This window comes from Salinivirga sp. (assembly GCF_055145285.1).
Genome location: NZ_JBSRDC010000063.1, coordinates 1 through 23,890 on the forward strand (window position 1 = coordinate 1; position 23,890 = coordinate 23,890).

Annotated in this window: 12 protein-coding genes and 1 tRNA gene; 9 read left to right on the forward strand and 4 right to left on the reverse strand. The window is 40.2% G+C overall.

From position 1 onward, the window contains the following. Positions 1-377 precede the first annotated feature (377 nt). Positions 378-1,061 (reverse strand): outer membrane beta-barrel protein, encoded by a 684-nt coding sequence (locus ACTB0Y_RS13360; protein WP_463207330.1) that lies wholly within the window; start codon positions 1,059-1,061, stop codon positions 378-380. A gap of 184 nt (positions 1,062-1,245) precedes the next feature. On the opposite strand from ACTB0Y_RS13360, the gene ruvA reads away from it, so the two are divergent. Beyond that, complete coding sequence (gene ruvA / locus ACTB0Y_RS13365) at positions 1,246-1,827, forward strand: Holliday junction branch migration protein RuvA (RefSeq protein WP_463207331.1); 582 nt, start codon at positions 1,246-1,248, stop codon at positions 1,825-1,827. A gap of 25 nt (positions 1,828-1,852) precedes the next feature. Beyond that, positions 1,853-9,238 (forward strand): T9SS outer membrane translocon Sov/SprA, encoded by a 7,386-nt coding sequence (sov, locus tag ACTB0Y_RS13370; RefSeq protein ID WP_463207332.1) that lies wholly within the window; start codon positions 1,853-1,855, stop codon positions 9,236-9,238. Here sov and ACTB0Y_RS13375 read toward each other — a convergent pair whose 3' ends face one another. Beyond that, positions 9,239-9,754, reverse strand: coding sequence for a hypothetical protein (locus ACTB0Y_RS13375; protein WP_463207333.1), 516 nt, complete (start codon positions 9,752-9,754; stop codon positions 9,239-9,241). 273 nt (positions 9,755-10,027) lie between these two features. Here ACTB0Y_RS13375 and ACTB0Y_RS13380 point away from each other — a divergent pair, with 273 nt between their 5' ends. Continuing rightward, complete coding sequence (locus ACTB0Y_RS13380) at positions 10,028-14,620, forward strand: ATP-binding cassette domain-containing protein (protein ID WP_463207334.1); 4,593 nt, start codon at positions 10,028-10,030, stop codon at positions 14,618-14,620. A gap of 98 nt (positions 14,621-14,718) precedes the next feature. Beyond that, entirely contained in the window at positions 14,719-17,739 is a 3,021-nt protein-coding gene (locus ACTB0Y_RS13385) for a protein O-mannosyl-transferase family (RefSeq protein WP_463207335.1), read from the forward strand. On the opposite strand, the gene ACTB0Y_RS13390 is transcribed toward ACTB0Y_RS13385, so the two are convergent. Next, positions 17,711-17,992: a hypothetical protein gene (locus ACTB0Y_RS13390; RefSeq protein ID WP_463207336.1), complete on the reverse strand. Its 282-nt coding sequence runs from the start codon at positions 17,990-17,992 to the stop codon at positions 17,711-17,713. The genes ACTB0Y_RS13385 and ACTB0Y_RS13390 overlap by 29 nt on opposite strands. 261 nt (positions 17,993-18,253) lie before the next feature. Here ACTB0Y_RS13390 and ACTB0Y_RS13395 point away from each other — a divergent pair, with 261 nt between their 5' ends. Next, positions 18,254-18,475 (forward strand): hypothetical protein, encoded by a 222-nt coding sequence (locus tag ACTB0Y_RS13395; protein ID WP_463207337.1) that lies wholly within the window; start codon positions 18,254-18,256, stop codon positions 18,473-18,475. Between the two features lie 5 nt (positions 18,476-18,480). Continuing rightward, positions 18,481-19,461, forward strand: coding sequence for a DUF6976 family protein (locus tag ACTB0Y_RS13400; protein ID WP_463207338.1), 981 nt, complete (start codon positions 18,481-18,483; stop codon positions 19,459-19,461). Positions 19,462-19,470: 9 nt separating this feature from the next. On the opposite strand, the gene mutS is transcribed toward ACTB0Y_RS13400, so the two are convergent. Further along, complete coding sequence (gene mutS / locus ACTB0Y_RS13405) at positions 19,471-22,050, reverse strand: DNA mismatch repair protein MutS (RefSeq protein WP_463207339.1); 2,580 nt, start codon at positions 22,048-22,050, stop codon at positions 19,471-19,473. Positions 22,051-22,383: 333 nt separating this feature from the next. Here mutS and ACTB0Y_RS13410 point away from each other — a divergent pair. From ACTB0Y_RS13410 to ACTB0Y_RS13420, 3 genes are all read left to right on the forward strand, one after another. After that, positions 22,384-22,456: transfer RNA gene (locus tag ACTB0Y_RS13410), tRNA-Phe, on the forward strand. Positions 22,457-22,521: 65 nt separating this feature from the next. Further along, positions 22,522-22,710 carry a GIY-YIG nuclease family protein gene (locus tag ACTB0Y_RS13415; RefSeq protein WP_463207340.1) on the forward strand — a complete coding sequence of 63 codons (189 nt, stop codon included), beginning with the start codon at positions 22,522-22,524 and terminating at the stop codon, positions 22,708-22,710. Positions 22,711-23,060: 350 nt separating this feature from the next. Then, positions 23,061-23,876, forward strand: a complete 816-nt coding sequence (locus ACTB0Y_RS13420; RefSeq protein ID WP_463207341.1) for a purine-nucleoside phosphorylase — start codon at positions 23,061-23,063, stop codon at positions 23,874-23,876. The last annotated feature ends 14 nt before the right edge of the window (positions 23,877-23,890 follow it).

Genomic DNA, 23,890 nt, shown 5'->3' on the forward strand with positions numbered 1-23,890 from the left:
ATTAACTAAACCTTTTACCGATAGCGCAGCGTATCGGGATTGGTTGAGAATTAACGAAACCTTTTAACTATAGCGCAGCGTATCGGGATTGGTTGAGAATTAACGAAACCTTTTAACGATAGCGCAGCGTATCGGGATTGGTTCAGGCTTGAGGAGCCTAAATGAAAAAATAATATGAAGACCCTAAACAGGAAAAATTATGATAATACAAATATTATGGCTTTTGTCGTGGCCCGTATTAATTGCTGTTAGCTATTTTGCAGTGATTTGGGCGCTGAAGATGTTTGACGCAAAACTTACTGACGAATAAATCGAAAATTAATATTCCGGAAGGCTGTTTAAAGGCGGATTTAATTATGCTGCTTTTGACAGCCTTTTTAGTATACAAAAAGTGTAAGACCTATCATCAGAGGAAATAGTTCAGGTGCTTTGTCTTTTTGAAAATGGTTTGTCATACCGTAATAAGCTGAAATCATTATAGCATCATATCCTATGCGAGCCGTTAAACCATAAGTCAATGGTTCCGTGTATCGCAAATCGAAAGTTTTTTGTTTAAGCTTTTGATCGGGTTTCACAGGGTCGTCGCCTGTGTATTTGTGCATACTCTGAAACATATAGCCCACCTTTCCTCCAAGGTATAACTTCCAGATTTTATTTCTGCTGTTTTTATTGCTTCTTATTCTCATCTCCAAAGGCAGCTCAACTGTAGTAAATCTTATTTTGTTGGTAGTGTATTTTAATTCATCAGCTAAGGGCATAAACGACAGCTTTTCTTCTGTTTGTTGGGGAAGGGCATCAATATGGTAGTTTTCAGTCAGTAACCCAATACCTGTAGCAAGAGCAATATTGGCGTTTTTTCCCGCTACAGTATACATAAACTGTAAATTAAAGGCCAATGATCTTGGATGTAGTTTTACGTCAGATGGTGCATCTAACCATTGATTCGATAATAACTCTATCACCAATTGGTCTTTATCATAATAGCGTGTTTGCTTTTCTTGCGCCTGACCTGTTAGAAACAGTATTATCAGAATTTGTAAAACAAGTAGTTTTTGTATCATTAAAATTAAATATTTACAGCTAACTTAAAACATTTTCCTGAATTGCCCATGGTTATGAAATAATTCTGTGATTAAACTTATCGTTAGTACGGAAACAAAACTATTTGATTGATGTAAGATACATTCTTTTATGATTAACCTAATTTTCGTACTTTTGCCCCCTTATATATCCAAACCATTTGCTATGTTCGATTATTTTAGAGGTAAAATTACGAGGTTATCGCCCACACACTGCGTTGTAGACATTAACGGTATTGGCTATTTGTTAAATATTTCACTAACTACATATAGTGAATTAAAAGAGGGCGAAGAGTATGAGCTATTGGCACATGCAATTTACAGGGAAGATAACCAACAATTATTTGGATTCTCATCATCGGATGAGCGGGAACTGTTCAGGCATTTGATTAGCGTTTCCGGTGTAGGAGCCAATACGGCACGTATGATGCTGTCTTCAATGCCACCCAATGAACTCGTAAATGCCATTACGCATGAACAGGTAAAAGCATTGAAAGGTATAAAAGGGATAGGTTTGCGCACAGCTGAAAGAATTGTGGTCGATCTGAAGGATAAGGTGAAACAAACAGGAGACGATCAACAAATTATTTCATCGGAAGGCAATACAAATAATGAAGAAGCGTTATCTGCATTGATGATGCTTGGATTTTCTAAAAAACCGGTAGAGAAAGCAATTGGTCAGATTCTAAAAGAGGAGCCGGGATTATCGGTTGAAGGGATCATAAAGCGAGCATTGAAAAAATTGTAAAAAAATTTAAAGCAGAAAGAATACCTTGGAACGATTTGGTGTAGTCGCGGTAATGATACTGCTGTTTGTGAGCCTTTTTTCGACTGAAAAAGTTGCTGCTCAAAATGATATATTTCCGATTGAAGATTCAACGCGAAATAATCCGTATAATTTACCATGGAATTTTAATGATGAATCGGTACTGCTTTTGGACAGCACCCGTTTTCATTCACCTTTAATGATGAAAACTCCCGATCTGTTGAAGGAGGAGGTGGAGTACGATCCTGAGCATAATCGTTATATCATTCGCCATAAATTGGGCGACAAAATCAACTACAAAGCACCACGTTACCTGTCGGTAGAAGATTACCTGGACTATGACCTGAATAATTATAAACGAAATTACTGGAAACAAAGGGCCCGTTCTGAAAACTTTGAACATAAAAGAGCACTCATTCCCCAATTACATATTGGTTCAAAAGTATTTGAAACCATTTTTGGCAGCAATACCATCGATATTAAACCCCGTGGTGAAGCCACCCTGGATTTTGGTTTGAAATACAATAAAACAGATAACCCTCAGTTGGCCGAAGAACAACGGAGTGATTTTACATTTGATTTCGATGAGCGAATTAAGATGAATGTGACTGGTAAAATCGGGGAAAATTTATCGCTGAAGCTAAGTTACGATACAGAGGCCAGTTTTGAATTCGAAAATGAGATGAATATCCGTTACCAGGGAAATGAAGACGATATTATTCAGCGTATTGAAGCCGGTAACGTGTCATTACCCTTAAGTGGAACACTCATACAGGGTAGCCAGAACTTGTTTGGTATTCTCACAGAGATGAAGTTTGGCAAATTAAATATTACTACACTGTTCTCACAGCAAAAAAGCGAAACAAAAAACATAACTGTTGAAGGTGGAGCAACAAAACGCCGTTTTAAGGTGCAAGCCAACGAATATGATGATAACCGGCACTATTTTCTTGCACACTATTTTCGCGAAAATTATGAGGAAGCACTAAAAGATTATCCGTTAATTCGTTCGAATGTAATTGTAAACAGGATTGAGGTTTGGGTACTAAACAAAAATAATATTGTGGAGAATAGCCGGAATATTGTGGCACTTACCAATCTCGCAGAAAATACAAACGGGGCAGGAGATCCAACCTTCCCGCAAAACGATGATCTTTATTTTAATGTAAAAGATGATAACGGTATTCGTGAGATATCCTCGGCAGTGGGCTTGCTGGAATCGCAGGGATATCAGAACGGAACTGATTTTGAGGTGTTTGAGAGTGCCCGGAAGCTCGACCCTACAGAGTACACCGTGAATCCTGATCTGGGTTATATTTCGTTGAACAGCAGGTTGCGTTCCGATGAAATAGTTGCAGTGGCTTACGAAGTAAAGGTGAATGGAGAAGATTATAAAGTTGGTGAAATGAGTACAGCCAGTGCTGTGAGTACAGAAGGTGAGGGGCCAAATACTTTGATAGTGAAACTCCTAAAGCCAACCAGCTTTTCTCCCAATCACCCCACATGGGATTTAATGATGAAAAATATTTATAAACTGGATGCATACAATATAAGCCGCGAAGATTTTATGCTGAATGTGATGTACAACGATGTGGCCATTGGTACCGATGTTTTTTCTTTACCTACAGAAAATGAAAATCTACGTGGAAAGACCCTGTTAGAAGTGCTAAACCTCGACAGGCTCAACACCCAGAATCAAAGGGTAGAAAATGGTGATGGTATGTTCGATTATATAGAAGGCATCACCATAAATCCCTCAAAAGGATATGTGATTTTTCCGGTGCTTGAACCATTTGGTAATTTTCTAAGGCGGCAATTTGGCGATACTACCAATGCCGACGCCATGTCGCAAGCCGATCAGTTTGTTTATGATGTGCTTTATGATTCTACCAAGACTTTTGCCGAACAGATATCTGAAAAGAATAAATACACCATTCAGGGTACATATAAATCTGCATCAGGAAGTGAGATACCATTAAATGCTATCAATATACCCAAAGGATCTGTGAAAGTTACTGCAGGAGGGCGTGAACTTACCGAAGGTGTTGATTATACCGTTGATTATTATCTCGGACGTGTTAAAATACTGGATGAAGGACTTTTACAAAGTCAAACTCCTATCAATATCTCACTGGAGAGTAACACCCTTTTTAGCATTCAGTCTAAAACTTTAATGGGTACCACGCTCGAATACCGGGTGAATGATGATTTGTTGCTCGGTGGCTCTATTCTTAACCTTACCGAACGGCCGCTTACCAAAAAAGTAAATGTTGGAAGCGAGCCAATTTCCAATACCATTTGGGGATTTAATGTGAACTACGAAAAAGAAGTTCCTTTCTTAACAAAAATGGTGGATAAGCTACCGTTTATAGAAACAAAGGCGCCTTCAAAAATAACTGCTACAGCTGAATTTGCACATTTAATTCCAGGACACAACAAAGCCATCAAACAAAAAGGAGAGGCATTTCTCGACGATTTTGAAGGTGCTACAGCTAAAATAACAATGAAGGAACCTTATTACTGGTTTTTATCCAGTACGCCTAAACGGTTTGAAGATGATTGGAATGCCTCAGGCGAGGATATCTATAATTATACACGCAACCGCGCACAAATGTCGTGGTATTTTATCGATCCCTCCTTTTATGAGGGCGGCACCTCTGTTTCTGATGAGGCCATATCAAATTTGAATGCTTATCAGGTGAAAGAAAACCAGATTTTTCCCAATCGTGATCCGCAGCAGGGGATTTACAATTCACTGAGCGTATTTAATATTTCCTTTTTCCCAGATGAACGAGGGCCTTACAACTTCGATGACAACCCCAACAATATTGATCCTGATGGTCGATTTACCAACCCTGAAGATCGATGGGCCGGTATACAGCGTAACGTAAGAACCAGCGATTTTGAGGAAGCCAACATCGAATTTGTCGAATTTTGGATGATGGATCCTTATGCCCAGGATAATGAAGATGGTATTACACGCAATGATCCTGACCCGGCGCTTTATCTCAACCTGGGGAACATATCGGAAGATGTATTAAAAGATAACAGACGTTCGTTTGAAAATGGTTTGGACAGAAATGGTACAACAGACGGAACAGATACCACGGCCTGGGGAATTGTTTCTAACCGGCAGGTGGTTTCTGACGGATTCGATGATGTGGGGCGGGAGGCACAGGATGTAGGATACGATGGCTTGACAAATACCCGTGAGACAGAATTTTTTATTGATAACCCGGTTTATAGTGAAGCCTTCCTTTCTAACCTGACACCTGAAGCACGAGCCGAGCTGGAAAATGACCCTGCTCAGGACGATTACCATTACTATAAAGGTGGCGGCTATGATTCAGATCCTTTTTTTAATAATAATATAATCAACCGGTATCGTTATTTTACCAATCCACATGGAAACTCTCCTGCAAGTACCGGTACAGAATCGCAAATGCAAACCTCTTTGCCCAATAACGAAGATATAAACAATGACAATACCCTGAACCAGGTAAATGCTTATTATGAATATAAAATTGATTTGAGTCCGGAGAATCTGGATAATACCAAGAAATATATTGTAGACGAAAATGATGTAACAGTAGGTATGCCCGATGGTTCATCGAAAACCGTTACATGGTATCAATTCAAGATCCCGGTAAGGGAACCCGATTTTGTGGAAGGTAATATCAGCGATTTCAGATCAATTAGGTTTATGCGCATGTATCTTACAGGGTTCAATCGTGAAGTAACTTTACGATTTGCCGAGTTGAGCCTGATACGTAGTGAATGGCGCAAATATCGCTATGTGCTTGAAGAAGGTGGTGAAGTAGTCGATGATGATATAGACCTCAGTAATGCCGAGTTTGATGTTGGAACAGTCAATGTAGAAGAAAACGGGCAGCGTACTCCCGTTAATTATGTATTACCACCGGAAGTTGATCGTGTAATTGACCCTTCAAACAGTCAGATGCGGCAATTAAACGAACAGTCTATTAGCCTGAAAGTTAGAGATTTACCCGATGGCTTTGCAAAGGCCATTTATAAGAACATTCGCTTCGATATGCGACAATACAAACGTCTGAAAATGTTCATACACGCCGAAGAGCTCGAAAATGCGGCATTAGATAACGATGAACTTTCAGTATTTGTACGCCTGGGAACCGATATAAAAGAGAACTATTACGAATATGAAATTCCCGTGGTTTTGACTCCACCCGGAAACTACACCAGTGCAGAATCAGATCGTAGAGCAGTGTGGCCCATCGAAAATGAACTCAACATTCCCCTGTCTGTTTTTACCGATGCCAAAAAAGAGCGAAACGACCTTATTGGTGATGCTGAAGCCGGGGTGAGTCTACTCACCGAGTATATTAAGCAACACCGCAAAAACACTGTAAAGGTGCGGGGTAATCCTAATCTGGCCGAAGTAGTAACTTTTACCATCGGTGTACGCAACCCTCGAGATGACCACCAAACACATTCCGGAGAAATATGGGTGAATGAACTGCGCCTGACCGAATTTGACGAAGAAGGCGGATGGGCTGCCAATGCACGTCTTACTGCCCAGCTTGCCGACCTTGGAACAGTGACCCTGGCCGGAGCTACATCAAAACCCGGATTTGGCGGTCTTGAACAAAAACTTAATGAGCGTCAGCTCAACGAAATTTATCAGTACGATGTGAACACCAGCTTACAGTTGGGGCAGTTTTTCCCTGAAGACCTGGGTGTTAAAATACCCATGTATATTGGTTATGCTGAGACTTTTACCAATCCAAAATACAATCCCCTGGCCAAAGATATTGAATTTGAGGAGTCTCTTGAGGGGTTAACCCCCTCCGAACAAGAGGAGTTGAAAAAGCTGGCCAGAAAATATAACATGCGCCGAAGCATTAATTTTACCGGGGTTCGTTTTGGTAAGCAACAGAAAGATCCACATTTCTATGATTTGAATAACTGGTCTTTTTCCTATTCCTATAATCAAGTTTACGACAGGAACGTAAACCTGGCCTACCATAACCAGCAGCAACACACCGGCTCTATAAATTATGTGTATAATAATCGCACTAAACCCTGGGAACCGTTTAAGAATACAAACCTTAACAGCAACTATTTTGGATTAATTAAGGATTTTAACCTGAATTATGCGCCCTCTCAAATGAGTTTTTCAAGTGTGGTTTCACGGAAGTATAATGAAATGAAACGTCGTAACCTGAATATCCCGGATCAGGTTTTTGAGCCTACATATGATAAAAATTTTAACTGGAACCGTAATTATGGTTTGGTTTATAACCTGGCAAAAAGCCTGAAAGTGAACTTTGATGCCAGTGCCATAGCCCGTATAGATGAGCAGGAAGGTAAGGTTGAAAGAGGGATGCCATTATATGACAAGATCAAAGATACAATAATGCGGAGCATTTATGAACTGGGGACTTTGACTCAATACAATCAAAATATTGGGATAACTTATCAACTTCCGCTGAGTAAAATTCCCGGTTTGAAATGGATTAATGCCACAGCCAGTTATACAGGAACTTACGACTGGAATAGAGGCCCGGAGTTGAATACCGATATTGAACCCGGCCATAGCATACAGAATAACAATACCATCAATGGAGGAGCCAACCTGGCTTTTGATCGGCTGTTTAAGCAATCGCAATATATTTCAGATATTCACCGGAAATTTAAAAAACCACTGGCTAAAAGATTCGACGAAAAAATTAAGTATGAGGTTACCTATGAAAAAAACAGGTTTGACCTGGAAGCGGGTGATGAACGCACCATTTTCCATAGATTAGGTACCGAAGAGGTTACTATTAAAATGACTGATGCCGAAGGGAAACCGGTTGAAGTGCGTTATGAAGTAGACGACGAAAAACGAATAATACTTAAACCCGACAAGGATTATGAAGATGTAAATTTGGTGGTCACTGGTAAGAAGCAGCGAAACCAGAGTCCATTGCAAATTATGACAGAATATCTTGTGCGTATAAGTACAGGATTAAAGTCTGCTCGAGTGGATTATACTCAGAATAACGGTTCCATTATGCATGGAATTAATAGTGCCCCAAATGCAATGGGTATGAATTTTAGCGGCAACAACCCGAGGCCGGGCTGGGAATATGTGTTTGGGTTATCAGACCCAGAGTTTATGGAAAGGGCATGGCGCAAAGGCTGGTTAGAGGAAGATATTGACTCGACAATGATAGAACCCTATACTATGACATTCCAGGAAAAAATGTCAATTAATGGTACCTATATACCTTTGAATGGGTTGGAAATTAAACTTCAGGCCCAAATGGCAAGAACACGCAATACAGATCGGTATTACTATGCCGAAGGAGGCTATGGAGATTTTGCTCCTCGGGAGCCCACTTCAGTGACCTCTATGGGTAACTGGAGTATGTCTGTATGGACCTTTAGTTCAGCCTTTGATAAGATAGATGACCGTGAATACACCAATAAAGTATATCGTGAATTTTTAAATAACCGTAAGAAAATTGCTCAGCGCCTGGCAGCCCAAAGAGCAGGAGTAAATGGATATGACCCCAATGATTTAATCGCCGGCGGTTATCCTGACGGCTATCCAGGCTATGCACAGGATGTTGTTGTGCCTTCCTTTATTGCCGCATATGTAGACGGCACAGATGCGAATAATGTGGCCTTAAATGCTGTACGGCCTATCTTTAGTCTTTTGCGACCTGATTGGCGCATAGATTACGATGGGTTTACGCAATTTGGAGTATTTAAACGCAATTTTCGCAACTTCAAGGTGCAACATAGTTACAAGGCCGTGTTTACCATGGGAGGATACACTAATAATCCAGAATGGACAGAAACACAGGATGGATTGTCTTTTATACGTAGCCAGCAGGATTCTTCGTTGTTTGTTTCTAAAAACAGTATCAGTCAAATTACCATCAGCGAGGATTTTTTGCCTTTCTTCGAGGTCAATATGACCTGGAAGAATAATATTACTACACGGTTAGCCTTTAATAAGCGACGAACTCTGAGCCTTAATACATCAAACAATAATGTTGCAGAGTCCAGACGCAGTGAAATTGTTATTGGTACCGGATTCCGCTTTGACAATCTAACTTTGGTTTTTCGTACAAGAGGAGGCGGTCAGCAAAAATTTAATAGTCCTGTGGAGCTTCGAGCCGATTTTAGTATTGCCGACGATGTAAAATATGTGCATAAGCCTAATGCTGATTTTACGGAATTGGTCGATGGTAAACTGGTATACAAATTTGGCTTTACTGCAGATTACAGGTTCTCTAAAAACCTCGAATTAAGGGGATATGTCGATTACACGATGACAGAACCTAAAATGTCGCCGCCTTATAAAACCACTGTATTCAACTTTGGCTTTAGTTTCAAGTTCAGGCTTATTGATTCCGGCTGATTATAGTTGGGCTAATAATTTCCCGGCTCTGTTCTTAAAACCCCTGCTCCCACTGTCGTAAATATGAGATATAGTGCATTTTAACTCGTGTTTCAGTTCGGGGTATTTAATGGTGAGATTAAATGCGATTTGCATGGCATGTACCCTTACTGCAGCCGGTTTTTGAATATCTTGCATCCAGTTGAATGCTGCATTGAGTATCATGCTTTCGTGGGCTTCGGGAATTTCTGTAAGGGAAAGAATCTTTCCTAACATGCGCTGCGAGGGCTCATGGGTCAATGTTGGGTAGTGTTGGGCAATTTTTACAAGGTATTGTTTTTTAATATGACTGTTTGTAACACATATTTCTTCGAAAATCCAGCATGCTCTCCACCGCAGCGGATCATCTTCCATGGTGAGCCATTGCCATAGTTGTTTGAGTATGGCTGGATCCCTGGTGGCAATATCCGCAACAAATAATTTTGTTTCTTGCGACAGGTTGTAAAGCAGCAATTCTTTAATCTCACGTGTATTCATGCTTAGGAACGGTTAATGGAAAGATTTAAAAACAATTTCTACGCGTTTGCCTGTGTCATCTATATAATCTAAGTGGTTAATATTTTGTTGACGAGCAATATGTTATACAATAATAAGTTTAAATTTAGGTTTTTGCAAGCAATCGGTCAGCCGGCTTATACTGCTTTGACGAATAAAAAGGTGATCATCCCTGGAGGTTTGATGGCTATGATCACTATTCAACCATAATTAGTTTTTAATGCAAAGCCCTATCTTTGAGTAAAATTTTACACTATGGGTGATATTTCAATAATTGGCGCTGCTGAGCATAACTTAAAAAATATTGATCTTCGAATTCCCAGGGGAAAATTAACTGTCATAACCGGGGTGTCCGGAAGTGGCAAGAGCAGTTTAATAAGAGATGTGCTGCAGCGGGAAGGCCAGCGCATGTACCTTGAAACATTTTCGGCATACACCCGGGCTAAATTAGGGAAAGTAAGACCAGCTCATGTAAAAAATATAGCGGGATTGATGCCTGTGCTAAGCGTGGGGCAAACTCATGTGCAGGCCAACAGGCGCTCTACAGCAGGAACTTTTAGCGATGTGCTGCCATTTTTACGGCAATTATTTTCACGTTACAACGATCAGGGCTTGTTGCTCTCGCGTAATCAGTTTTCTTTTAACACAGAACAAGGATGGTGTTACCATTGCAAAGGATTAGGTATTGAGGAATATATAGATTCTGATAAAATAATCGATGATTCTGATAAAAGTCTCAGAGCGGGCACCCTTAAAATTACTTTGCCCAATGGTTACACTATTTACTCACAGGTAACTATTGAAGAGCTCAACAAAGTGTGCAGGGCCCACGGTTTTGATGTGGATACCCCATGGAAGCAACTCAATGCTGATCAGCAGCATGTAGTGTTATACGGAAGTCAAAAGGTGAAGGTGCTGTATGGCAAGCATTCCCTTGAATCCCGGATGAAATGGTCTGGAATGACTGCCAAACCCCGCGATGAGGGCTTCTATAAAGGAATTATTCCGGTAATGGAAGAAATATTACAACGCGACCGGAATGACAATATTTTAAAATTTGTATCATGGCGTAAATGTCCTGTGTGTGAAGGGACGCGCCTTAATAAAACTGCACGTAGAGTAACCTGGCATAAAAATAGTTGGGCTTTTTATGAGAACTTATCGTTTAGCGAACTCCATCGAACTATTTGCGAAATAAGGAATACTGAAAGAGGCGAGCAAGCATTAGTAAATAATCTTAAAGCGCGTCTTAAGCAATTGGTTACATTAAGTGTAGGTCATATTGCTCCTGCAAGATTAAGCGAAACATTATCTCAGGGCGAGCTGCGTCGTATGCGTTTGGCTCAGCTCAATTATAATGGGCTCACCGGAGTGCTCTACCTTTTCGATGAGCCTTCAATTGGGCTACACCCGAGAGATGTGCATACGCTCATAGAAACTATGTACAGGCTAGTAAATCATGGCAATACCGTTGTGGTTGTGGAGCATAATGAGTCTGTTATACGCTCGGCACAAAGTCTGATAGAACTTGGGCCAGGTGCCGGCCGGGAGGGAGGTAATTTGGTTTTTTCCGGAACGCCGGCACAACTAATGCAAAACAAAGTAAAAGAGAGCCCAACTGCCAAGTCCTTAACCGATAAGCCAAATTTTAAAAAGAATGGTCATGACGCAAATTTGGTGGAAACTTTTGATATAGCTATCAATAAAGCCCATAACATAGAAAATCAGAAGTTTACGTTTGCTCGTAATCGATTAAATGTCATTACTGGAGTTTCCGGAGCAGGTAAGAGTACCCTGGTACATTTTGGTTTACTCGATAATACGGAATTTGACGAAGTGATTTTTGTAGATCAGAAACCAGTCGGAAGAACCTCCAGGAGCAATCCTGCTACTTACACGGGTTTGTTTGATGAGTTAAGGAAGCTTTTTGCACAAACACCTATTGCTAAACAAAAAGGGTTGAAACCCGGTGATTTTTCCTTTAACAATAAAAATGGGCAGTGTCAGGCTTGTGGTGGTTCAGGAACCTTGACTACCGGAATGCATATTTTTGAAGATCTGGTGCAACCCTGCCCGGTTTGTAAAGGAGCCCGTTATAATAACCGTATCCTTGAGGTTCATTATCATGGACGTAGTATCGACGATGTATTGCAAATGGACGTACAGGCGGCACTTGCTTTTTTTGAAGACCTACCGCGCATAAAAACACACCTTCAAATTCTTAAGGATTTGGGTTTGGGATATTTGCAACTCGGGCAGCCCTCCACCACCTTGTCTGGTGGCGAAGCACAGCGTATAAAACTGGCAAAAAATCTTTACCAAAAACACAGGGGTGAATTGCTTTACATACTCGATGAACCTACGACAGGATTACATGCATCAGATATTAGGCTTTTAATGGGCGCATTGTCCGGGTTTATTAAAAATGGGCATACCCTGGTAATTGTTGAGCACGATGAGCAGGTTGTACGTCAGGCCGACTGGATTGTTGATTTGGGCCCCGAAGGAGGTAGCAATGGTGGCCAGTGTTTGTTTTGCGGTCCGGTAGATAAGTTTTTAGCAGAAAATAACTCTCCTACACAAAAGGCCCTTAAAAAGACCAAAGAATTAATTTTAAGAGTAGAAAAGCCAGTTGATTTGCCGGCTATTAAACTACATGACATCACTACGAATAATTTAAAGCACATTAACCTTGAGGTTCCGGTGAATCAGATACTCGCCATTACGGGCAGGTCCGGAAGCGGAAAAACATCACTGTTAATGGATACTTTGCATTCAAAAGGGCAGCATATTTTTACTGAGAACCTTTCTGGCTACCGTCGGTTGCAAATGAAATTTGGCCTTGCCGCAAAAGTTGGGGAGGTGCACAGTATAACGCCAACTGTAGCTGTTGGTGCAGGACTGCACAAACCTGACATTAAAGCTACAGTTGCGTCGGCAAGTGGTTTGTATGATTTATTACGGCTTTTGTTTGCACGTTTTGCCCATCATCCTGAGGGCAAGCAGGCCTCTGCTGCAGATTTTTCTGTGTCCAATGAGTTTTCGGTCTGTGAAGCATGCGAAGGCACAGGTTTAAGAAAAGTTTGTGATGAAGCACAAGTCATTGTAAATCCAAACCTCCCCTTGTTTGAAGGTGCCCTGGGTGAGCATAAAACTGTGGTGTATTTTACTTCAGCTCAAAATAAGTATCGGTGGTTACTCAAAGCTATGGCTACCGGCAATAGTATAAATATAAATCAGACGTGGAGTAAATTAACCAAAAGCGAGCAAAATAAAATTTTATACGGTACGGGACAACAAGAATATGTTGCCAGCTGGCCATACAAGCGCAAGAATAACCGGGGCGTATACGAATTTTCCGGTCAGTGGCTCGGCCTATGTCATTTAATTGAAGCGGAGTATCGCAATCATTTCCCTTCAAAAAGAGGTAAAGCGGCCATGGAATTGCTTATGGATGTGCATTGCGAAAAGTGCAAAGGTTATCGGTTAAATGAAGCCATGCTTGAGTATAAATTTGGTGATTATCATATGGGCCAGATGATGACACTTACCATTAGTAAGCTTTTAAGTGCTACAAAACTACCTGTCTACAAGCAGGTTTCAGAGGCCCTTTTACAACAGATAAAAGAAAAGTTGCAATTTTTGATTGGTGCAGGGTTGGGCAATTTGCCTTTAGGAAGGCCCGCCGCATGGTTATCTACAGGAGAAAGAAAGTGGATTCGGTTAAGCAGCCTTTTGTCAGCATCCTTAAGTGGTATGTGCATAATCCTTGATGAGCCTTCATTTGGATTGGACAATCACGGAAGGTATCATCTTGCGAAGGCATTAGAAAAAGCCCGATTACGCAGTAATACCATCATCTTTAGCGATCACTACCCGGAAATGTTAGAAACAGCAGATCGTATTGTGGAAATAGGCCCCGGTAGCGGTAAGGCCGGCGGTGAGATTGTACAGGATATAACGAATGAAGATGGACTGAGTGAAATAATCAGCAAAAAATCATCTGCGCTGCAAGTGAAGCAAATAAGACAATTGAAACCCCGGCATGACCTGCTCAAAATTTCCGGGATTGCTCAACCTTTATACCACCATGCAATGAATTGCATTACCGGGCCAATGGGTTCCGGCAAGACACGCTTGATACTGCATATTTCCACGGTTTTGGAGCAGGCAAAAGATAGCTCCGTGGTTTATGCTGAAGGAAATGTGAGCAGCAACCCGGCACGAAGCTCAATTGCCACACGATCCAATATTTTAAATGATTTGAAAATGGCTTTTTCAAAAACTATTGATGCTCAGAAAAATGGCTTAAAAGCAGCTGACTTTGGTTTTAATAATAAAAAATATCAGTGCACTAAATGTAAAGGTTTAGGCAGGGTGAAAACATCCCTGGATTTTCTTCCGGATGTTACAGAGGTTTGCCCTGAATGTGATGGCACCAGATACAAACCCGAAATTTTACATTATACTTTTGAGGGTGAACACATAGCGCAGTGGCTCTCTAAAACCTTGCACGACCTTGATAAAGCAGGTTTTTGGTCAGTCAAAAGCGGCACCTTTATAGATTTTGCGAAAGCAGTAAACCTTGAATATTTAACAGGCAACCGTGATTTCGCTTCATTGTCAGCGGGTGAGAAACAGCGTCTAAGTATTGTAGAAAAACTTATTGATGTAGGTAACAAACCATCTGTGATTTTATTTGACAACCCTACAGAAGGCTTAGATCCTGAGAATGTAATGCAAATAATCCGTTTTTTTGATGGCTTAATTAAAAAGGGACATACCGTTATAGTTGCCGATAACAACCCCTTAATAAGCTACAATGCAGAACAGGTTATTAAGCTCTGATTTGTTAAAAGGTTAAAATCATATTAAAATAGCGTTGAATTATACATAAACTTCCAACGATCGTTTTAAATTTGCACTAAATATTCAAACACACGATTATGACGCGTAAAATAGGTGGATTACTTGTACTGATAATATCATTTATTGTTTATTTACTTACCCTGGAGCCCACAACAAGCATGTGGGACTGTAGTGAGTTTATTGCTTGTGCTTATGGCCTGGAAGTGGGGCATGCCCCGGGTGCGCCTGTGTTCATGCTGTTGGGCCGGTTTTTTAGTATTTTTGCGCCCGATCCTTCGCTGGCTGCTTTTATGGTTAACCTGCTGTCAGCTACTGCCAGTGCATTTACAATATTTTTCTTGTTTCATACCATTTATTGGTTCGGGCAAAAGCTTGTACAGCAAACAAGTAACAATTTTACAACGTCATATTTACAACGTATACTTACCATGGCAGCCTTCCTTGGTGCCATGAGTTTTGCATTTACCGATACATTCTGGTTTTCGGCCGTAGAAGGTGAAGTGTACGCCACATCTTCGCTATTTACAGCAGTGGTTTTCTGGAGTGTTATCCGTTGGGAACAGGATGATTCTCAATATGCAAATCGCTGGTTACTGCTTATTTTCTTTCTCCTTGGACTTTCAGTAGGTATTCACCTGCTTAACTTGCTTGCACTGCCAGCTGTGGCACTTGTTTATTATTTTAAAAAATACGAATCTTCTACTCGTGGCATAATCGTTACACTTGGCTTGTCTGTGTTGTTAATGGTAATCATAATTTTTGGGCTTATTCCCGGAGTTGTTGGTTTTACAGCTTATGCAGACAGGCTTTTTGTAAATACATTTGGCTTGCCTGTTTACACAGGGGCTATTCTCTTTATACTTCTTTTGACTGGAGGCGTTGTGTATGCCATTCATTATTATCGTAAAAAAGGTAAAGTGGTCCTGCATTTTATTGCCCTGGCTTTTGCGCTTTGGCTGGCCGGGTACAGTAGCTTCAGCATGCTTATCATCCGTTCCAATCAACAACCATACATCGATATCAATAATGTGGAGAATATATACGGGCTTGTAGATTATCTAAATCGTGAGCAATATCCGAAACGTCCATTATTTTATGGAAATAACTATAATTCACCACTCATAGATGCAGAAGAACGGTATACTTATAAACTTTATCAGGGTAAGTACGTGAAGGACCTGCTTGTGCCTGAATACAAGTTTAATGAAAAAACAAAAACATTCTTTCCACGCATGGCCAGTCTGGATCCCGGGCATGCACGATTGTACGAAAAATGGATTGACATTAAAGGTCGCAAGGTACGCGTTCAGGGACGTGATGGCAATATGAAAACTATTAACGTGCCCACATTTGGAGATAACCTCCGGTTTTTCTTTAAATACCAGTTAGGTTACATGTATGGACGCTACTTTATGTGGAATTTTGCCGGCCGGCAAAACAATATTCAGGGTACAGGTGAGAAATTACATGGTAACTGGCAAAGTGGAATAGATTTTATCGATAATGCACGTCTAATTCCTGAAGAGGAAATGCCCAATCACCTTAAAAACAATAAGGCATCGAATGCATACTATCTCCTGCCATTATTGCTCGGTTTATTGGGACTTATATATCAATGGCGTAAAGATAAAAACAATGCACTGGTCGTAATTACATTCTTTTTACTTGCCGGCGCAGCGATTGTTTTTTATTTGAATGAAATTCCGCGTACACCGCGTGAACGTGATTATGCTTTCGTGGGTTCATTCTATGTTTTTGCCATTTGGATGGGTTTGGGTGCTCTGCAACTACTCACTTTGGTGAGAAAGACCCCCTATGCCAAATTCTATAGTATAGCGGCATTTCTTGCAATAGCTGCTTTGGTCCCCGCAAATCTGTTGAGTGAAAACTATGACGATCATGACCGTTCCGGACGATACACAACGCGCGCTCATGCAAGCAATATGTTATCGTCTTGTCAACCCAACGCCATTATGTTTACCGCTGCAGATAACGATTCCTATCCAGTATGGTACATGCAGGAGGTAGAGGGTTACAGAACAGATGTTTTACCTATTCTAAAAACATTTTTGCCAACTAATTGGTATATCAGACAGCTCCATACCAACTTTGTACAGCGCGGATTAGTGGAAACTACATTTAGAGGAGAAGATTTTCTGGCAGGTAAAAATATGAATGTGCCGGTTATGGAAAAACGCAAGAAACCTGCTACTGCCCAACAAGTTGTTGATTTTGTAAAGAGTGAAAAAACGCAGACAAAGGTAGGCTACGGCGATGGTTCGCGCCGGAACTATATCCCTGTAAAGAATATTACCTTACCTGTTAACAAAGAAAATTTTATCCAAACAGCCGATGGCTATGAATTTAACCGCGACAGTGTGCCTTCTGAAATTCAATTCAGAATAAATGCCCAGTCGCTCAGTGCCGATGAACTGATTATTCTGGATATTCTTGCCAATAATGATTGGGAGCGGCCGCTTTATTTCCTTAACAGTAATATGGTCAGCAATTTGGGCTTAGCGCCATATGTGCATCGCGAAGGCATGCTATACAGACTGATGCCGTTTAGAAATAACGATCCGGATTTCTCCAATGCCAATTATCAATATGACCTTATTAAGAATAAGTTCCAATGGGGTGGTGTTACAAACGATATTTATCTCGACTGGACTAATGTGAGAATGTACTATACTTTCGATTACAGAGGTATGTTTGCAGATGTTGCCAGACTCCTGGCCTCTGAAAACGAGAACAAGAAAGCAGTTGAGGTGCTGGATAAAGCCATGGAAGTTGTACCCACATCCAAAGTACCCTGGAGTTATAAGGGACATAATTTGTTTGATGCCTATCTTAAAGCTGATGACAAGCAAAAAGCAAAAGAACTGTTATCAGAATTACGTGCCGATCTTGATGCGTATTTTATAATGTATAAAAACCTGCCATCAGATAAAAGAGAAGGTGTTGCTATGGAGGTATATCAAAAATTGTATCTCCTGAGAGAGCTTTACAATAAATCGAAAGATACATTCCCGCAGGAGGCCAATGAAATGATGCAGCGTTTTGGGGAAATTAATGCCTCAGTACGGCAGGACTTGTAGAAGTATTTTTTTTTAGGGTATCCTGAATGTTGCGGCCAAAGTGCACAGTGTCTTGTAGTTTTTGTTCTAAAGTATCTGCAGAATAATAGGCACCTTGCTTTGGAGGTAGTTGCGGGTTAACCACCAAAAAACTTAATAAAATCAGTGCTACAAGGCTTAACTTGCATATGGTGCAATTTCCTAAAGAATCAATACTTATAAATCCCTGTTGAGTGGTATTGGGCGCTATGTGTTTTATTCTGTTAGCTTTCATGGAGCTTCAGCCTTTATAAAACATATTTTCTGATCGATTCTATTATAAATACGTGGAGAAAATTAAAATATTGTAGACTTTTCGCAAACGTTTGCGGTATTACTTATAAGGTGTGATTTATTTTGCTGAAATACAAAGTTTTATAATATTTTTTATTTATATAATAGTGTTTTTTTCTTTCCTGTTTTTCTTGCCTTTTATTATAAAGGATTATATTTGTTTGTGTCATGATTATAGAAAATTGTATCTGAATTTATACTTATGTTGCCGGAAAAGACTCGACCCGAGTGGAAAATGCTTGTAACAGGAGAAAAGGAATATCCTCTGAAAAATTTCGTTTTGCAATTAATAGTAAACCAAACTGCAAAAGATATTAAATCCGGTAAACTTTCTGTCGAAAAAGCTGTCGATGATATTTATGCGCTATGTCTGAAATATAAGCATGCTGTGATGCAGGATATGGAAACGATTTTTAATTCTTAATTGAAATGGCTAACCAACTATATACAGTAGAGAAAGTAACAAAAATGATTAAACAGGGGAGAATACTCCTGCTCGCAGGTGATGAATATCAACTCGACCAGTTGCCTGATGGTAAATGGGTTGGGGGTACCATACCCTATTTTATGACAAAAGATGGTGGTACGTTCACACAGGAATTAATTTATGTAAATGACATCACCGATCAAATTACTGATTTTGAGATAAAACATTACGACTCAAAAAATATACATCACATTGTTGAGCAAAGTTTTGACAATGGATTTTCAATTCTAATTTTACCTGGGTTAACCGATGTTTGGTCAAAATATGCCCTCGAATCTCCCGGATGGGAGAATATTTATATAAACCCCGTAGTTGGTTGGGTGTGTGGCGTTAGATATGAAGATTTTGGGGAAATTAAACCTAAAACTTATGCAGGCAACAAATCTTTTACCAATCAAGCCGTTGTAATGCATGCTAAACTTCCAAATGATAAGGTGGCAAGAGTTGAAATCATTAATGTCTATGAACAGGGTAATGGCGATGAAATTTATTTTGAAGAAAAAGGGTTCGGTAATAATGAATGTCTCATAAAAGGGAAACGGCATAATTTATATCAATACCTAAAAGAAAACAATATAGACGAAACGCTGCCGCTTGTAGCCAATTATTCAGGCGCCAATATTAATGTAGGATCAATTTGGGAGAAAAATAAAAAACGGGCAGACTTGTTTGCCCCTGTTTTTCCTGATACGGCTTACAAAGTTGCCAAACCCAGAGACTTTGATTATGCCCGTGAGTTTCAGTCTCATATTTCCAAAGAGCAAAGCAGGACAAAGATTGTTTTTTCTTGCAATTGTCTGTTTAATTATGTGAATTTTGGGCTTGAGGGAACAAACATTGCTGATGTTTCAGGTCCTGTGACATTTGGCGAAATTGCGTATCATGTAGTCAATCAAACTTTTGTTTATCTGGTTATCGAATAAGCGCAGATTTTAAAGCCCCGCTATTTTTTTAATTTCATTCAGCTTGTTTAAAGCTTCTACAGGCGTAAGGTTATTGACGTCTAATTGCGATATCTCATCCCTGATTTGTTGAAGTACCGGATCATCAAGTTGGAAAAAGCTTAATTGCATGCCTTCGCGGTTTTGCGTAATTTCTTCTGTAGGCATTCCCATGCCTTTTTCGTTTCGGGCTTCTTCCAATTCTTTTAGAATTTTCTCGGCCCGCTGAACTACAGATGGCGGCATGCCGGCCATTTGCGCTACGTGAATGCCGAAGCTGTGTGCGCTGCCACCACGTACAAGTTTTCGCAAAAACACAATTTTATTGTTCACCTCGCGCACCGAAACATTGAAGTTTTTAATGCGCTTAAAGGTTTTTTCCATCTCATTAAGCTCGTGATAATGGGTGGCAAAAAGTGTTTTGGCATTATGTTTCGGATGTTCATGCAGGTATTCTACAATGGCCCAGGCCAATGAAATTCCATCATAAGTGCTTGTGCCCCGGCCCAGTTCATCGAGCAGTACAAGGCTGCGCGACGAGATATTATTTAAAATGCTTGCTGCTTCATTCATTTCGACCATAAAAGTCGACTCTCCGGCTGAAATATTATCTGATGCGCCAACTCGTGTAAAAATTTTATCTACTACACCAATTTCTGCTTTCTCGGCAGGTACAAACGAACCTACCTGCGACAGAAGCGTAATTAATGCCGTTTGTCTAAGTAAAGCTGATTTTCCGGCCATGTTGGGTCCGGTGATGATGATGATTTGTTGTTCTTTATCATTCAGCAAAACATTGTTGGCAATGTATTCCTCGCCAGCTTCCATTTGTGTTTCAATTACCGGATGTCTGCCCCGGGTAATTTTAATTTCGTTCCCTTCATTAATCTCCGGGCGTTTATAGTTATTGTCAACAGCCAGTCTTGCAAATCCCATGAGCACATCTATGCGAGCCAAAAGCACGGCATTCATCTGGATTTGAGAAACATAATCGCCCATGGCAATTACAAGCTCATTAAAAAGCCTTGTTTCAAGCGATAATATTTTTTCTTCGGCTCCCAGAATTTTGGTTTCAAATTCCTTGAGTTCTTCGGTGATATAGCGCTCTGCACTTACAAGCGTTTGTTTCCGGATCCATTCTTCCGGAACCTTGTCCTTGTGTGTATTGCGAACCTCAATGTAATATCCAAAAACATTGTTGTAAGCAATTTTTAGTGAGGATATGCCTGTTCTTTTGATTTCACGCTCCTGCATTTCGTTCATGTAGGTACGTGCCGATTGTGACAAACCCCGTAGTTCATCCAATTCTGCATTCACTCCCTCGGCAATTACATTGCCCTTGTTTACCTGTGCAGGAGGATCTTCCTGAAGTTCTTTTTCAAGGCGTTCTCTAATGGATTTACAAACGTTTATTTGTTCCCCAATTTTGCGCAGGTTAGCGTCCTCTGCATTATCGCAAATCTGCTTAACAGGCTCAATGGCTTGCAAAGAACCTCTAAGTTGCGACACCTCTCTTGGCGAAATGCGCATTACAGCCACCTTGGAAATCAATCGCTCAATGTCTCCAATTTTTCTGATGTGCTCTTCCAGTTCATTGTGTACTTCTCCATTTTCAATGAAATATTGCACAATGTCGAGGCGCTCGGCAATAGGTCCCGAATGCTTTAGCGGTAGGGCAAGCCATCGTTTCAAAAGCCTCGATCCCATGGGCGAAACCGAACGGTCAACCACATTAATAAGCGATTTCCCGCCTTCCTGCATGGAGTTGAATATTTCCAGGTTACGTATGGTAAAACGGTCAAGCCAAACGTATTTTTCTTCATCGATTCTGGAAATGCCGGTGATGTTCTTTGTATTGTTATGCTGTGTGGCTTCAAGGTAATGTAATATTGCCCCGGAAGCTAATATGCCCCGGTCAAGCCCTTCTATGCCGAATCCCTTTAAAGAAGTTGTTTCAAAATGATTCAGCAATCTTTCCCTTGCTGTTGTATATTCATAAATCCATTCATCAAGCGGGTATAAATAATGCCTGGACCCAAAAGTCTCGTAAAACTGTTCTTTTTTTTGCTTTTCGTAAAGCACTTCTTTGGGGCCAAAACTTTGCAGGAGCTTGTCAATATATTCAAAGTTACCCTCTGCTGTGTAAAATTCGCCGGTCGAAATGTCCAGAAATGCAATTCCGGCTATGGTTTTATCTATAAATACTGATGCCAGGAAGTTATTCTCTTTGTGCTCAAGTACATTGTCGTTTAAAGAAACACCCGGTGTAACCAGTTCTGTTACACCTCTTTTTACGATTTTTTTCGTTAGCTTCGGATCCTCTAGCTGGTCGCATATTGCCACACGCTGCCCTGCACGCACAAGCTTAGGTAAATAATTATCCAGTGCATGATGCGGAAACCCGGCTAATTCAACATAAGATGCCGACCCGTTGGCTCTTTTGGTCAAAGTAATACCCAGTATTTCAGATGTTTTTATTGCATCTTGCTCGAATGTTTCATAAAAATCACCAACTCTGAAAAGCATTATGGCATCAGGATATTTGTTTTTGACCTGATAGTATTGCTTCATTAATGGCGTTTGTACTGCTTTGCTTCCCAATTGAATAATCTGTTTATGCGTTTCTACTTTAGCCTGAACTTACAAAAATACAACTTCAAAGGACTAAAAACGATTAACCTCTGGAGAGGTTTTCAATAGTTATTCACATTTTTTTGTTATAAAAATTTAGACTGAATTTAAATATCAACCACGAAAGATTAATGAGTTTGTGTTATTTGCTGACTGTTAGTTTTTTAACTTTATCGGCAAACTGCAGTTATTCGTCGAATTTATTTTTTGGTTGAAAAAATTTGTAGGGAAATAAAAAAGGTCTACTTTTGCAACGCTTTCGAATAAGCAAGAGGTGCCATAGCTCAGTTGGTAGAGCACAGGACTGAAAATCCTGGTGTCCCTGGTTCGATCCCGGGTGGCACCACCCGAAAAGACGGAGATTTTTCTTCGTCTTTTCTTTTTTATATTAAATAACACAGCTTATACCCTATGTGTGTTTATCTTATTGAATCCATTGAATCGGGTTGGAGATATATCGGGCAAACCCAAAACCTTCAGGAAAGAATTAAACGGCACAATTCCCAACAGGAAAAATCTACGAAACGTCATGCCCCATTTAAAATCCTGGGATACATTACTGTAAAAAATCGGAAAGAAGCTTTACAATTAGAACTTTAGCTGAAGCGTATGAAACTCCGAGAAGGTCAATACAAATATTTCCTTGAAAATGGAATGACGGTGACTGAAAATCATGATGTTCCTGGCTCCGAAAAATAGAAATCTTTGATTTCGTGATTTTTCGAGAGTCCACGAATTACCTTACAAATCGCAGATTTGTGTAATTCGGGATTCGATCCCGGGTGGCACCACCCGAAAAAGGCGAAGTTTATGCTTCGCTTTTTTTGTTTATCAGCTTTTTTTATAATGGAGAAATGTTACGATCCGGAATGTTAGAATCAATATCCGGCTATTCAACTAAAAAAATCCTGATATTTCAATATATTTGCAGTAAAATAAAATAGAAACATATGTTAGAGAAGATTAACAAAGCAGCAAAATTTGTAAAAGAAAAAATTGATGGTACACCAGAAGTAGGTATTATCCTGGGTAGTGGCTTAGGAAACCTTGGTAACCGCATTGAGAATAGTGTAAAAATTCCATATGGAGATATACCGGGTTTTCCTGTTTCAACAGTTGAAGGGCACTCCGGACAATTGATTTTTGGTGATCTTGGCGGCAAAAAGGTGGTAGCCATGCAAGGTCGTTTTCATTACTATGAGGGGTACGAAATGGACCAGCTCACCTTGCCGGTTCGCGTAATAAAGCAATTGGGCGCCAGTACATTGTTTGTTTCAAATGCTGCAGGTGGTTTAAATCCTGAATTTAATGCCGGTGATATGATGATCATCGAAGACCATATTAATTTTTTCCCACAAAACGCACTACGTGGTAAAAATATCAACGAACTCGGTCCACGTTTCCCGGATATGAGCGAACCATACAATCAGAACATGATTAAAATGGCTGAAGACATTGCCAAAAAAGAAGATATTACACTTCAAAAAGGGGTATATGTCGGCAGCAGTGGTCCTACGCTCGAAACTTCATCAGAATATAAAATGTTCAGAATTTTAGGTGCCGATGCTACTGGCATGTCAACTGTGCCAGAAGTTATTGTTGCAGTACATATGGACATGAAAGTGTTCGGTATGTCTGTAATTACAAATGTTTCAGAACCCGCAGATCCGGATAAAGGCACCACTCATGATGAGGTGCAGGATGTGGCAGGAACAGTTGAACCCCAAATGACTAAAATTTTCACCAAATTAATTGAACAAATTTAAAGGCTTTTTTGCTT